The organism is Flavobacterium sp. CECT 9288, assembly GCF_918731615.1.
Classification (GTDB): domain Bacteria; phylum Bacteroidota; class Bacteroidia; order Flavobacteriales; family Flavobacteriaceae; genus Flavobacterium.
Genome location: NZ_OU957226.1, coordinates 3,050,879 through 3,065,321, shown reverse-complemented (window position 1 = coordinate 3,065,321; position 14,443 = coordinate 3,050,879). Strand labels below are relative to the sequence as shown.

The window sequence follows — 14,443 nt, the reverse complement described above, 5'->3', positions numbered from 1 at the left end:
TTATATAGCTTATTTAGTATCTGAAAGTGTTTTCATAAAGGCAACTAACGCTTTTTGCTCTGCCAAAGTCAAGTTGAGTTTGTCTGACGGTAAGGTTTGATTTTCTACAGTAATACCATTTCCTGCGCCACCACCTTCATTATAGAAAACAACAACTTCTTCTAACGATTTAAAAACACCATTATGCATGTACGGACCTGTTTGTGCAATGTTTCTTAGTGTAGGTGTTTTAAAGGCGTTTTTCAGTTGTGCCATTTTGTATTGTGTAAATCGCCCTAAGTCTTGATCTATGATTTTTCCGTTTTTAGTTTGAGGTGTTCCTATCACTTCTTGCTCTGTTTTTTTGTAAATAGGAGGGACTGTCCCATTAAACAATGGGATGAAATGACAAGTAGCACATTTTCCTTTTCCTGCAAAGAGATTAAATCCTAGTTTTTCCTCATCCGAAAAAGTATTTGAAGAGCCCGAAAAGTACTGATCAAACCTAGAGTTGAATTTATTTAAAGAACGAACGTAACTCGCAATTGCGTTTTGCAATTGCCATTCTTCTAGTTTAATAGTTTTAGGAAAAGCATTCTTAATCAATTTTTTATATCCAGTATTGCTTTGTATTCGAGTTAAATTGTCTTTTAAATCCCCATGCATTTCATCTTTGTTTTGAATGACATCTAAACTTTGTTTCTCTAAATCCGTTTGACGCATATCCCAAAATTGCGCATTTTGAAGTCCGGCGTAGGTTAATGTAGGTGTGTTTCTCAGTAGTTGACTTCCGTTTAATGACAAGTTGGTTTTTAGTCCGTCAGTAAAAGCCAATTCCGGATTGTGACATGTGGCGCAATTACGTCTTCCATCTTTGGAAAGGGACGAATCGTAAAATAATTTTTTGCCAAGATCAGCTTTTATTTTAGAATACGCATATTCTTTTGACGGAATAAAAGCGTTTACATTAAAGGTGTTTTTTTCAAAAAGCGATTTTGCATCTGGATTGATGGCATTTGTCTTCGCTACGTTTTTAATACTATTGTCTTTTTGAAATTGAACTAGCTTTTGAGATATTGGATTTAAATATTTTTTAATAAAGGAAGCGCGATCAAAGGAGTTGAAATTGGTACTCGCATCACAAAAGGTGTTTGCTTGGTCTATCAAATCAAAAAGTAGGACTTTTGTTTTTGAATTATTGGTATTTAATTTTTCAAGTACAATTTTTAAAGAAGATAAACTGGCCTTAGTTTCAGGGATGGATTGATTGGCAATTGGCGAATCGAAACCGGTGATGCCAAGTGTTAAGATTCGGTACACTTCCATTTTGCTGGCATCAATAACATAATCAGGGCTGATGGTAATTACGGATAAATGCTCTTTGACTTGCGCAATTAAACCTTTTAAAACGGCAATTTCTCTTTTTAAAGTACTGGAATTATTGGCAGAATATTGTGGGTAAATTAGTTCTTCAATGACTTGAAAACCACTTGGTGATAAGAACTTGTTTTCTTCTACTTCTAATTCATCAAGTGCTGGTCCGTTAATAAATCGTGCTGGGTCTGGCGTAAAATATTCGACAGCCCATTCTATTTTTTTATATGCAATGCGGCTTGTTACAAATGATTTTTGTAGTTGTTTTTGAGTTGGATTTTTGGCGGCTACTTTTTCAAAAGCAAGTAATTCTTGATTGAGTTCCTCTAAATTCGATAACAGTTCTTCTTGAATGGTCAAACTAGTGTATTGCTTTTGACAAGAAAAAAATAGGAGTAATAGAGGCAGCAGTTTTAATAGCGGTTTCATGTTGTGGATTGTCTTAAATACAAAAACAACCCAAAATTTTGGGCTGTTTTCATATCAATAGTTGAGGTAATTATCGTTGTACGTTTCGGATGATGATGGTTTGACCACCTTCTTTGTTTGTGTTTAATCCACTACCATCAGCATTTGAAAAAGCATCTTTTTGCCATGTATGTGGATGTATGTTTACGATAAATGTATTCGGAACACCAATTACATCTGAAATATCTTCCATTGCACCATATTCCCAACTTCCAAAACGCATTTCATTAGCTGGGTTGTAAGTTGTATTCCAGGCAGCATCAGTTCTTTTGTGATTCATTGTCAACCAAGGTTTGTTAACCTTAGATGCAATGTTGTATTGCCAGATATAAGAATCGTGTTTTGCAGCAGGATAGAATGAATCTCCATCTTCTTGTGTGTACACATAATTCTCAGTCACGGTAATGTTATCTGGATTGATAATTCCTGTTCCAGGAGTTGAGTCACCTTCAATTACCAATTCTAATTTTCCTTTTAATGGATTAGCATCGTCTAAAATAAGCTTGTAAACACGTCCCCACATGGTATAACCTGCAACTGGAGCATTTGCGCTAGCTTGTCCAGTAGCTGTAAAATACAATTCACGGTTGTTTTTTGCTGATCCTTTTCTGTAATCTACATCTTCAACTCTAGAAAAACGAATGGCTCCCAAGTTGTTTACAGTAGTATTGATTACTGCACCAGTTAAGTTTTTAGCATTTGGAATTTCTACAAAAGATACATCAAATGAGGTTCCTACATTCATGCTAGTCTCTACTTGGTTACCATCATTTCTTTTTAAGGCGTATAATTTTCCGTTGTTTAAATCTCCAACAGTTTCGCTCATGTACATGATAACTTGTCCTGCACTGGCGTGAGAGGTAGAGTAAGATTGATCTTCACCAATTACAATAACTGTTTTTCCAGGATAGGCTTGCTTGGTCAATGGTACTGCATTTTCCATACTCGCTTTTCCTAAAGCTGGTAAAACGCGGTCCGTTCTAGTTTTCATACTTGTAAGGCCTAATGGATCAATACCGTGTACCATACTTTCTTCACCACTTTCTCCAGCAGTCAAAAACAAAGGACCAAACCCGTGAATTGCTGGTACGGCAAGTGTAGCCGAGCACAAACGAGTCATCCCGCCCACTGCATCAACAATATAATCTCCTTTTACTGGCTTAAGAGTTTTGTCAAAATATACTCTGGATACAGATTTTAATATTTCGTGGTTGGTAATCATAATGTAACCATCACCTGCAGGATCTTTCATAAATCCAGCACCATCAGGTTGAGCACCGTAAATAAATCCTGGTGATTGTGTTAAGACATCTGAACTGCTTAATAATGAAGTGATTTGTAAGTTTTCGAATCCTTCTTTGGCTACAGCCAATGCAGGAACTGAAGAAACATTTGAAAAATTAATAGCTTTGTTTTCGCTAGGGGTTTCATTTTTGTCGTCTTGACACCCTACCGCTGCAGCTAACAAAAGCGATGATAATGCTATTTTTTTTAAATAATTCTGATTCATGATAATTGTGTTTAGTTCGTTTGAATGCAAAACTATCGCAAGAAACTGAATCTTAGTTTAGGTCAATATTGTTGATTTATCATTAAAATGTTACTCCAAGATTAACACATTGTAAACCTGTTAATTTAAAGTAAAGTTAAGATTATTTGCATGATTTGTAAGATTTATACATTCTAATAGCTGTCTTTTAAAATTGCGTTTTAAAGCATTGAGGATTTTATGCTTTTCTTTTTTTGTTGCCAAGTTATATTATAATGTAAGTAAGTGTTGTTGATCGTGCAGCAGTTATGAATGTTACTTTTTGAGCGTGTGCCAAATGACTTTATTCGAGTTGCTATATTCGTTTTTCAAGATATTGAACGTATTGTTTTCATTGAATTTATTAGATATTCTAGGGAAGGATTTTCAAAATTTATTGTAAGTTTACAACCCTTTTAGCAACTTAAATTAGTAGTAATGCAAGAATTTTGGATTTACTTTCAAATAGGTTTAAAACATGTTTTAGATATACATGCCTATGATCACGTTTTGTTTTTAATAGCCCTAACTATTCCTTATTCTTTCAAGGATTGGAAACGTGTAGCGCTATTAGTAACTTTATTTACAATTGGTCACACTATGGCGTTAATGTTATCTGTTTTTGGTATTGTAGCTATTAAAGTAAATGTTGTAGAGTTTATGATTCCAGTAACCATATTAATAACGGCTTCGTTTAATCTTTTTACAGCAGGTAAATCTGGTAAAAAAGAAAGTATCAACCTTGTGTTTTTTACAACTTTGTTTTTTGGGATTATCCACGGTTTAGGTTTTTCAAATTATTTTAAATCTATCTTGGGTGGAGATGCTGCTTCAAAAGTTTTACCTCTTGCTGAGTTTGCCTTGGGCATCGAAGCTGCTCAAATTATAGTTGTTTTTGTACTTCTAATTATTTCTTATTTGGTACAAACCGTTTTTAGATTTTCTAAAAGAGATTGGACCTTAGTCATGTCGGCTTTTGTCATAGGGGTTGTGATTCCGTTATTAGTTGAAAGTGAACTTTGGATACGATAAAATGAGCGAAAAAAAATTAAATAAATACGACAAAGCCTACTTACGAATTGCAAAAGAGTGGAGTTTATTATCTTATTGCAAGCGCAAACAAGTAGGAGCCATTATAGTTAGGGATCGAATGATTATTTCTGATGGGTACAATGGTACGCCAAGCGGTTTTGATAATTGCTGCGAAGATGAGGAAGGACTTACGCGCTGGGATGTATTGCACGCTGAGGCGAATGCGATTCTTAAAGTTGCACGTTCTACGCAATCTTGTGAGGGTGCTACGTTGTACATTACCCTTTCTCCATGTAAAGAATGCAGTAAGTTAATTCACCAGTCGGGTATAAAAAGAGTAGTGTATCACGCTGGATATAGAGATGATTCTGGAATACAATTTTTGATGAAAGCAGGTGTAGAGGTGGAGCACATACCTATAATGGAAGAATAAATGAAATTCAACACAAAATATTTGCCTCTTATTTTATTTGCCACACTAGCTTTTGGTGTGCTGCTGGGTGGCTTATTGAATTTTCCCAATGCCTCCCGTTTAATGGGCGATAATAATGCTAAAAACAAACTAAATAAACTCATAGATTTTATTGACAAAGAATATGTAGATGAAGTGAATACAGACTCTATTGTCAACCTTACTGTAGATAATATTCTCGCGCAGCTTGATCCACATTCTGTATACATTTCACCAAGTGACCAGCAAGAAGTAGTTGAAAGTATGCAAGGGAATTTTGTGGGTATTGGCGTTAATTTTTACATGTATAAAGATTCTGTTGCGGTTATAAAACCTGTTGAAAATGGCCCTTCGGCAAAAGCTGGAATTCAAGCAGGAGACAGAATTTTATACGCCGGAAAGACAAAGCTTTATGGTAGAAAACTCCCTTCTGATAGCTTGTTTTCTCAACTCAAAGGAACAGTTGGCTCTCAAGTAGAGCTTACTGTGTACAGAAAGACCACCAAGCAAAAACTAAAATTTAAAATAAAAAGAGATGTTATCCCGTTAAACAGTATTGATGTGGCTATGCTCATCAATGCCACTACAGGTTATATCAAAATAAATAGATTTTCAGAGACTACTTATGATGAGTTTATGAGAGGTTTAGGGAAACTAAAAAAACAAGGTGCAAAATCCTTAGTAATTGATGTGAGAGATAATGGAGGTGGTTATATGGAGGAAGCCATCGCTATCATAGATGAGTTACTGCCAGATAAGCAACTCATTGTTTTTACCAAAAACAAAAACGGAAAAGTGACCAAAACCTTTGCAACAGCAAACGGGCAATTCGAAACAGGAAAACTAACTATTCTTATCAACGAAAATAGTGCATCGGCCAGTGAAATTCTTGCTGGAGCCATTCAAGACAACGATAGAGGTCTTATTGTAGGCCGACGTTCTTTTGGTAAAGGATTGGTTCAACGAGAAATGCCTTTTGCTGACGGATCATCAGTGCGTCTTACCATAGCGCGCTACTACACACCTACAGGACGATCCATTCAAAAACCGTATGCTAAAGGCAAAGAAGCCTATTTTAAAGAGTCGGAAACCCGATTTGAAAATGGAGAGCTGTATGAAAAAGACAGTATTAAAGTTGCGGATACTCTAAAATATAAAACCAAGAAAGGACGAATAGTCTACGGCGGTGGTGGAATAGTTCCTGATGTTTTTGTTCCTATTGAGTTAGAGCACAGTAGCCAAAGTGCGGGTTATATATTGCAATCTGGTATTATGGGGAATTATGTTTTTGAGGATTTAGATTCTCATAACAAGGAGTTCAAAGGAATTGCATACACAGCGTTACAAGAAAAAATTAATACGTCTGATAATTATTTTAATAAATTTCAAAGATTCATTCTTGATAACGGTCTCGACATTCAGTTTTCTAAAAGTAAGTCGCTTGTAAAAAGATTTCTAACTGCAGAGTACGCAAGACAATTGTTTGGCGAGAACAAGTATTATGAAATTATTCTTAAAGAAGATTCTATGCTTAAAGAAGCATTGAAATTGAAATGATTCAAAAATCAATAAGTTTTAGATCGTATTACTCTAATTTTCTATCGAATGATACTTTTCCTTTTAAAGTATGCTTTAAGAAGTTTATTACTGAATTATTTTTTCTAATAAAAAAAGGATGCGCTAAAAGTCTAGCGCATCCTTAAATATATTTCAAAATTAACTATACTTTATTATGTTTTTGGATTTGATTTTTCTTCAATCTTTTTGGAAACTCTAAAAATAAGAAGAATCAATACAGCACATAATGAGGCTGCAATACCAATAAACGCAACAATGCTTTCTCCTTGAAAGGGGTTTTTAAAATCTAGTAATGTAACATTAAAGACGATTAAAGCTAGTGCCAAAAATACCAATATGTTAGTGAAAATTTTCATAAATGAGTTTGTTGTTTAAATCTTAGTGTACTGAAAAAGATAGAAGTAAATTCTATGTAACCAATTAAAATTAGGGTGTAAAATTATTAAATTTTATATTAAAGAAACAAACCTTTAACATTAGCAGCAAATAATTTAACAGCAATTGCTAATAATACTACTCCAAAAGTCTTTCGGATCACTCCAAGTCCGTTTTCGCCTAACATCTTTTCAATTTTAGAAGAAGATTTTAAAACGATGTATACTAAAATGATGTTCAAGAATATGGCTATGACAATATTAATAGTAAAAAATTGAGAACGTAAGGAAAGTAAGGTAGTCATGGTTCCAGCACCAGCAATAAGTGGAAAGGCTAGTGGAACAATAGATGCTGAACTCGCTTCTTCGTCACGATAAATACGAATGCCTAATATCATCTCTAAGGCTAGGAAAAAAAGAACAAATGAACCTGCAACTGCAAATGAATTCACATCGATACCAATTAAATTTAAAAGTTCTTCTCCTGCAAAAAGGAAAACAATCATAATGACTCCAGCTACGATGGAGGCTTTCTCAGATTCGATGTGGCCGTGTTTAGTACGGAGATCTACAATAATAGGTATAGATCCCACAATGTCAATTACGGCAAAAAGAACCATACTAACGGTAATTATTTCTCTGATGTCTAACTGCATAATGTTGGTTTTAATGGTACAAAAGTATTCATTTTTGATGGTTAGCGGGTTCAATCTTGTATTATTTTAAGGTCAAGTTAAAAATATTTTGATTTATAATGTAGAAGGCAAGCCTTCCGTTTTTGCTAAATTCTTTTTTTGATTTTCAGTGCTTCATTTTTAAATTTCTTTGAATACCTTTGCAGCATGTTTCAACTAGGAAAAACCATCGTCTCAGAAGACTTACTCGAAAAAGATTTTGTTTGTAATCTAACTGCCTGCAAGGGAGCTTGTTGTGTAGATGGTGACGCTGGTGCGCCATTAAGTGAGGAAGAAACAAAAATCCTAGAATCTATTTATCCAAAAGTAAAACCTTTTTTGCGCAAGCAAGGTATTGAGGCTATTGAAGCGCAGGGAACTTGGGTAACTGGAACAGATGGTGAACTGGAAACACCACTTATTGACAATAAAGATTGTGCTTATGTCATCTTTGACGGCAAAACTGCATTATGTGGGATTGAGCAAGCCTACAATCAAGGAATAATCGACTGGAAAAAACCCGTTTCTTGTCATTTATATCCAGTTCGGGTAAAAGATTTTACAGAGTTTGCAGCTGTAAATTATGATAAATGGGACATTTGTGATGCTGCCTGTTCACTAGGACAAGAGTTAGAGGTTCCAGTTTATAAGTTTGTCAAAGAAGCTTTGGTACGCAAGTTTGGTGAAGACTGGTATGCAGAACTAGAGACTGTTGCTCAAGAGCACTTAAACAATTCAAAATAGCACAAAACTACCCCACAATTTCAATTTCTTAAATCCTATATTTTACAGTGGCTAACGCCATTTTGTAAAATATAAACTATTGATTTTCAAATTTTTACAATTAAAGCTATAAACGAGAATTTTTCTTTTCGTTGTTAAAAACTAGGGCCGATTGTGAATAAGTTTGGCTTTTAAATCCAGCAATATTTCACAACCTTTGTACTCCCCAGATCGAATAGAATTTCGTTAAAATCACAACAAAATAAAACAATACAATGACACAAGTGGAACCTATTTTACAAGAAAACAAAAATCGCTTCGTAATTTTTCCTATCAAGCACCATGATATTTGGGAATGGTACAAGAAAATGGAAGCTAGTTTTTGGACTGCTGAAGAAATTGATTTATCGCAGGATTTAAATGACTGGAATAACAAACTTTCTGATGAAGAGCGTTATTTTGTGAAGCATATTTTAGCATTTTTTGCTGCTTCAGATGGGATTGTAAACGAAAATTTAGCAGAAAATTTTGTAAATGAGGTACAGTATGCTGAGGCAAAGTTTTTTTATGGCTTTCAAATCATGATGGAAAACATTCACAGCGAAACCTATTCGTTATTGATTGATACTTATGTGAAAGACGAAGCGGAGAAAGACGAGTTGTTCAATGCACTTGAAGTTTTTCCTGCTATTAAGAAAAAAGCAGACTGGGCTTTGAAATGGATTGAATCAGATTCGTTTGCGGAGCGTTTGATTGCTTTTGCAGCTGTTGAAGGAATCTTTTTCTCAGGAGCATTTTGTTCTATCTACTGGTTGAAAAAACGTGGCTTAATGCCAGGACTTACTTTTTCAAACGAATTGATTTCTCGTGACGAAGGAGTTCACTGTGATTTTGCGGTTCACTTGCACAACCACCACTTGGTTAACAAAGTACCAAAAGATAGAATTAGAGAAATTATTGTGGATGCTTTGAACATTGAAAGAGAGTTCATCACCGAGTCCTTGCCAGTATCTTTAATTGGAATGAATGCAGGATTGATGACACAGTATTTGGAGTTTGTTGCAGATCGTTTGTTAGTAGAATTAGGTTGTGACAGAGAATACAATACGGCTAATCCTTTTGATTTTATGGACATGATTTCATTGCAAGGAAAAACCAACTTCTTCGAGAAAAAAGTAGCTGAATACCAAAAAGCAGGTGTGATGAACACCGATGAAGAAGCACAAAAAATTACCTTCGACGCTGATTTTTAATCGGTTTTGAATATACCTACTACCTTCCTAGCCCCGATGGAAGGGAAAATCCTTTTTAGTCCTGATTTTTCTCAGGACTAAAAAGATTGGAATGACAGCGGGATAAGCTCCCGAAAATAAAGAAACTGAACTTTATTCTAAATCAGTAACCATCAATAGTAGTTGCTGCCACAAGAGTTGTGGTGGTTATGCTGCGAAATAATCAACAAATAACTTAAAACAGAGAAGGGATTTTCTGTTTTTTAAAACCACTTTGCGTATGTATGTAGTAAAAAGAGACGGGCACAAAGAGCCTGTAATGTTTGACAAAATCACTGATAGAATTAAAAAACTATGCTATGGTTTGAATGATTTAGTAGACGCTGTAAAAGTGGCGATGCGTGTTATTGAAGGACTTTATGATGGGGTTACTACCTCAGAATTGGATAATCTTGCGGCTGAAACAGCTGCCTCAATGACCATTGCACACCCGGATTATGCACAATTGGCTGCCCGTATTGCAATTTCGAATTTGCACAAGAACACTAAAAAATCGTTCTCAGAAACGATGAATGACATGTTCAATTATGTGAACCCTAGAAACGGTCAGTACGCTCCTTTGTTATCTGAGGAAGTACACAAAGTGATTATGGATAACGCTGAGTTTTTAGACTCACACATTATATACAATAGAGATTTCAACTACGATTATTTTGGTTTTAAAACGCTAGAAAGATCGTATTTGCTTAAAATAAACGGTAAAATTGTAGAGCGTCCGCAGCACATGTTGATGCGTGTATCTGTGGGGATTCACTTAGGTGATTTGAAATCGGTTATTGAAACGTACGACTTGATGTCGAAAAAATTCTTTACCCATGCTACGCCTACCTTATTTAATGCCGGTACGCCAAAACCTCAGATGTCAAGTTGTTTCCTATTGGCGATGCAAGATGACAGTATTGATGGGATTTACGATACGTTGAAACAAACAGCTAAAATCTCGCAATCAGCAGGAGGAATTGGATTATCAATTCACAACGTGAGAGCTACAGGATCGTATATTCGTGGAACAAACGGAACATCAAACGGAATTGTTCCGATGTTGCGTGTGTTCAATGATACGGCGCGTTATGTAGATCAAGGTGGTGGAAAACGTAAAGGAAGTTTTGCCATTTACATAGAAACTTGGCATGCTGATATCTTTGATTTCCTTGACTTGAAAAAGAATACAGGAAAAGAAGAAATGCGTGCAAGAGATTTGTTTTTTGCGATGTGGACTTCGGATTTATTCATGAAACGTGTGCAAGAAGATGGATTGTGGACTTTAATGTGTCCTAACGAATGTCCTGGCTTGTATGATGTGCATGGAGAAGAGTTTGAAAAAATGTACACTGATTATGAAAAAGCAGGTAAAGGTAGAAAAACCATCAAAGCGCATGAATTGTGGGAGAAAATCCTAGAGTCTCAAATTGAGACTGGAACACCTTACATGTTGTACAAAGATGCAGCCAACCGCAAATCGAACCAAAAAAATCTAGGTACTATTCGCTCGTCGAATTTGTGTACTGAGATTATGGAGTTTACTTCAAAAGATGAAATTGCTGTATGTAACTTGGCTTCGTTGTCATTGCCAATGTTTGTTGAAAACGGAGCGTTCAATCACGATTTGTTTTATACGGTAACTAAGCGTGTAACGCGCAACCTAAATAAAGTAATTGATAGAAATTATTATCCGGTTAAAGAAGGAGAAAACTCTAATAAACGCCACCGTCCAATTGGTCTTGGTGTGCAAGGACTTGCAGATGCATTTATCATGCTGCGTTTGCCGTTTACAAGTGACGAAGCTAAAAAACTGAATCAAGAAATTTTTGAAACCATGTACTTTGCAGCCGTAACAGCATCGATGGAAATGGCTAAAGAAGAAGGACCGTATTCAAGTTTTGCTGGATCGCCAATTTCACAAGGGGAATTCCAATACAATTTATGGGGATTAACCGATGCTGATTTATCAGGTCGTTGGGACTGGTCGTCGCTTCGCAAAGAAGTAATGGAGCACGGTGTTCGTAACTCTTTATTGGTGGCGCCAATGCCTACCGCATCTACTTCTCAAATTTTGGGGAACAACGAAGCATTCGAGCCGTACACTTCAAATATTTATACCAGACGTGTACTTTCGGGTGAGTTTATCGTGGTAAACAAACACTTGCTTCACGATCTTGTAGAGCGTGGCTTGTGGAACGAAAACTTGAAGCAAGAGTTAATGCGTAATAACGGATCGGTACAAGCGCTTGATATCCCTCAGGATTTGAAAGATCTTTACAAAACTGTTTGGGAAATGTCTATGAAGGATATCATTGACATGTCTCGCCAGCGCGGGTATTTTGTAGATCAGTCGCAATCGTTGAACTTGTTCATGCAAAATGCTAATTATGCTAAATTAACTTCCATGCACTTTTACGCTTGGCAATCAGGTCTTAAAACCGGAATGTATTATTTAAGAACAAAAGCTGCCGTTGATGCAATTAAATTTACATTAAACAACGATAAAAAAGCAGAGCCTATTGTTATTAAAGAACAACCCATTGCAATTCCGGTTGTAGCTGAACCTGTAGAAATGACAGCAGCTGAATACAGAGCCATGATCGAACTAGCCAAAAATGCTGGTCCAGAAGATTGTGAAATGTGTGGATCGTAAATAAAAAAAAGAGTATTTAATATTTATAAAAACAGCTATCATTTTTGGTAGCTGTTTTTTTTAGGAGCTATTTCCTGCTATTCGTTACAATCTTATACGCCGAACCCCGGCTTATAAGGATTTCCACTGCTATCAGGGCTACGAATTAAGCATCTTGAAAAGATATTTGCTAGTTTCAGTGATATGTATACTGAGTTGCACTAACTTGAGAGGGTTCGTTTTAGAGCCTTAAAGTGAGAATTTCGAAACACTCTCCCTAAATAGTGTAACTCTAGGAGGCGTATGTGGGTGTATCTTTGTATGTATTGAAGATGCAAATAACTGCAAGACTGCTACTTTACTCTACAATGTAGCAAACCACCCTTTAAAAAAACTACAATGGAAACTACAGCATTAACTATTTCGGCGGATTTATTAGCTTCTAAAACCAAGCGATTTTTTAACCTGCTCATTGATTTGTTTATTGTTTATTTGTTCACTATCGGAATTGGAGTACTCATTAACGGGATAGGAGTTATAACAGAGAATTATAAAGTAGCAGATTGGATTATCAATTTATCACCCACAGAAAACGCCTTGTTTGGGATGATAGTGATGTTTTTTTACTATTTCATTATGGAGTTTTATTTGTCTAGAACTTTTGGGAAATACTTCACTAAAACGCTAGTTGTAAAACCTAATGGCAGCAAACCAAACCTAAAAAGTATACTCATTAGAACCTTAGTACGATTCATTCCTATTGAGATAGTTTCCTTTTTAAACAACAATTCAAGAGGTTGGCATGATACATTATCAGTAAGCTATGTGGTCAATAAGCATGAATTTTTAGCAAAAGCGAGATTGTAAACGGCTAATCTTGTTTTTGGTTCCTATAAGCGGTCATTTTAGACCGCTTTTTTTGTTTCTGCTGGGTTCTTTTTCTTTATATTCGCTCCTTTAAAACTAGAAAATTAGATTAGCAATGATGAACTGGGAACAACTTTTATCACTTAAACGTCAAGGCGACAAAGGCAAACGATTGCGTGTAGAACAAGACGATACCCGTTTGGGTTTTGAAGTAGATTATGATCGAATCATTTTTTCTTCGGCGTTCAGAAGTTTACAAGATAAAACACAAGTTATTCCATTATCCAAAACTGATTTTGTGCATACCAGATTAACACATAGTCTGGAAGTATCCGTTGTTGGGCGTTCTTTGGGTCGTTTGGTAGGAAAAAAAATCATCGCAAAATACCCGCATTTAAAAGAAGTACACGGTTATCACATGAATGATTTTGGGGCAATTGTGGCTGCAGCTTCATTGGCGCATGATATTGGGAATCCGCCTTTTGGACATTCGGGTGAAAAAGCCATTGGAGAATATTTTTCGATAGGAAACGGACAAAAATACAAAGATCAACTTACTGCAAAAGAGTGGCAAGATTTAATAGATTTTGAAGGTAATGCTAATGGTTTTTCGGTACTTACAGCAAGCAGACCAGGAATAGAAGGAGGACTTCGGATTTCGTATGCTACTCTTGGTGCTTTTATGAAATATCCCAAAGAGAGTTTGCCTAAAAAACCAACCAAAAATATCGCTGATAAAAAATATGGTTTTTTTCAAACTGACAAAGCTTTTTTTCAAGAAGTAGCACATGACATGGGTTTGATTCCGAATAAATCCGGAGAAGATGTTGGTTTTGAACGCCATCCTTTGGCCTATCTCGTTGAAGCTGCTGATGATATTTGTTATACCATTATCGATTTTGAGGACGGAATGAATCTTGGTTTGGTTTCGGAGGATTTCGCATTAGAATACCTTATAAAATTAGTAAAAGACAGTATTGATACTTCCAAGTACAAAACACTTGAAACTAAAGAAGACCGAATAAGCTATTTGCGCGCATTAGCTATTGGCAGTTTAATCAGCGATGCCGTAAAAGTTTTTATTGAAAACGAAGAGCTCATTTTGCAAGGAAATTTTCCTTATGCCTTAATGGATAAAAGCAAGTACAAAGCTCAGATGGATGATATTATCAAGATCAGTGTCGAGAAAATCTATCAAAGTCGTGAAGTGATCGAAAAAGAAATTGTAGGCTATCAAATTATACAAACCTTATTGGATAAATTTATTACCGCATTTGATAATAATTATAATGGTGTAGCCTCTAATTATGATACCTTAATTTTAAAAATGTTGCCAGAAAAGCATCAATTAGAAAAAGACAATTTATACGGTCGTTTGTTGCATATTTGTCATTTTATTTCCTTGTTAACTGATGGTAATGCATTGTTGTTCTATAAAACAATAACCGCTGCTAAAAGTTAAAATTCAAAGAATAAAGGGTTTAATTGT

12 protein-coding genes are annotated in these 14,443 nt (G+C 35.5%); 8 read left to right on the top strand and 4 right to left on the bottom strand.

Going from position 1 to position 14,443, the window contains the following annotated elements; all coding sequences use genetic code 11:
- Positions 1–9: 9 nt before the first annotated feature.
- Together LQ189_RS13545 and LQ189_RS13540 are read right to left on the bottom strand one after the other, a co-directional pair.
- A complete protein-coding gene (locus LQ189_RS13545; protein WP_230157859.1) occupies positions 10–1,782 on the bottom strand; it encodes a cytochrome-c peroxidase in 1,773 nt (590 codons plus the stop codon).
- 70 nt (positions 1,783–1,852) lie between these two features.
- Positions 1,853–3,331 carry a PhoX family protein gene (locus LQ189_RS13540; RefSeq protein WP_230157858.1) on the bottom strand — a complete coding sequence of 493 codons (1,479 nt, stop codon included), beginning with the start codon at positions 3,329–3,331 and terminating at the stop codon, positions 1,853–1,855.
- A 456-nt stretch (positions 3,332–3,787) separates the two neighbouring features.
- Between LQ189_RS13540 and LQ189_RS13535 the strand changes: the two genes are divergently transcribed.
- From LQ189_RS13535 to LQ189_RS13525, 3 genes are read left to right on the top strand one after another with little or no spacing between them, the layout of a single operon-like run.
- Positions 3,788–4,381, top strand: coding sequence for a HupE/UreJ family protein (locus LQ189_RS13535; protein WP_230157857.1), 594 nt, complete (start codon positions 3,788–3,790; stop codon positions 4,379–4,381).
- Position 4,382: 1 nt separating this feature from the next.
- Positions 4,383–4,814 carry a dCMP deaminase family protein gene (locus tag LQ189_RS13530; RefSeq protein WP_086452871.1) on the top strand — a complete coding sequence of 144 codons (432 nt, stop codon included), beginning with the start codon at positions 4,383–4,385 and terminating at the stop codon, positions 4,812–4,814.
- The gene (locus LQ189_RS13525; protein ID WP_230157856.1) at positions 4,815–6,389 is read left to right on the top strand and encodes a S41 family peptidase; all 1,575 of its coding nucleotides are present in this window, start codon (positions 4,815–4,817) and stop codon (positions 6,387–6,389) included. It begins immediately after the preceding gene.
- A 173-nt stretch (positions 6,390–6,562) separates the two neighbouring features.
- Here LQ189_RS13525 and LQ189_RS13520 read toward each other — a convergent pair whose 3' ends face one another.
- Together LQ189_RS13520 and LQ189_RS13515 are read right to left on the bottom strand one after the other, a co-directional pair.
- Positions 6,563–6,766 carry a hypothetical protein gene (locus tag LQ189_RS13520; RefSeq protein WP_086452873.1) on the bottom strand — a complete coding sequence of 68 codons (204 nt, stop codon included), beginning with the start codon at positions 6,764–6,766 and terminating at the stop codon, positions 6,563–6,565.
- A 98-nt stretch (positions 6,767–6,864) separates the two neighbouring features.
- On the bottom strand, positions 6,865–7,440 hold the full coding sequence (locus LQ189_RS13515; RefSeq protein WP_370634867.1) for a MarC family protein: 576 nt from the start codon (positions 7,438–7,440) through the stop codon (positions 6,865–6,867).
- 186 nt (positions 7,441–7,626) lie between these two features.
- On the opposite strand from LQ189_RS13515, the gene LQ189_RS13510 reads away from it, so the two are divergent.
- From LQ189_RS13510 to dgt, 5 genes are all read left to right on the top strand, one after another.
- Positions 7,627–8,202, top strand: coding sequence for a DUF3109 family protein (locus LQ189_RS13510; protein WP_086452875.1), 576 nt, complete (start codon positions 7,627–7,629; stop codon positions 8,200–8,202).
- Between the two features lie 254 nt (positions 8,203–8,456).
- Complete coding sequence (locus LQ189_RS13505; RefSeq protein ID WP_144889710.1) at positions 8,457–9,434, top strand: ribonucleotide-diphosphate reductase subunit beta; 978 nt, start codon at positions 8,457–8,459, stop codon at positions 9,432–9,434.
- Between the two features lie 259 nt (positions 9,435–9,693).
- Entirely contained in the window at positions 9,694–12,108 is a 2,415-nt protein-coding gene (locus LQ189_RS13500; RefSeq protein ID WP_230157855.1) for a ribonucleoside-diphosphate reductase subunit alpha, read from the top strand.
- Between the two features lie 378 nt (positions 12,109–12,486).
- Positions 12,487–12,954 (top strand): RDD family protein, encoded by a 468-nt coding sequence (locus LQ189_RS13495; protein ID WP_230157854.1) that lies wholly within the window; start codon positions 12,487–12,489, stop codon positions 12,952–12,954.
- A gap of 118 nt (positions 12,955–13,072) precedes the next feature.
- The gene (gene dgt / locus LQ189_RS13490; protein WP_230158680.1) at positions 13,073–14,416 is read left to right on the top strand and encodes a dGTP triphosphohydrolase; all 1,344 of its coding nucleotides are present in this window, start codon (positions 13,073–13,075) and stop codon (positions 14,414–14,416) included.
- Positions 14,417–14,443 lie beyond the last annotated feature (27 nt).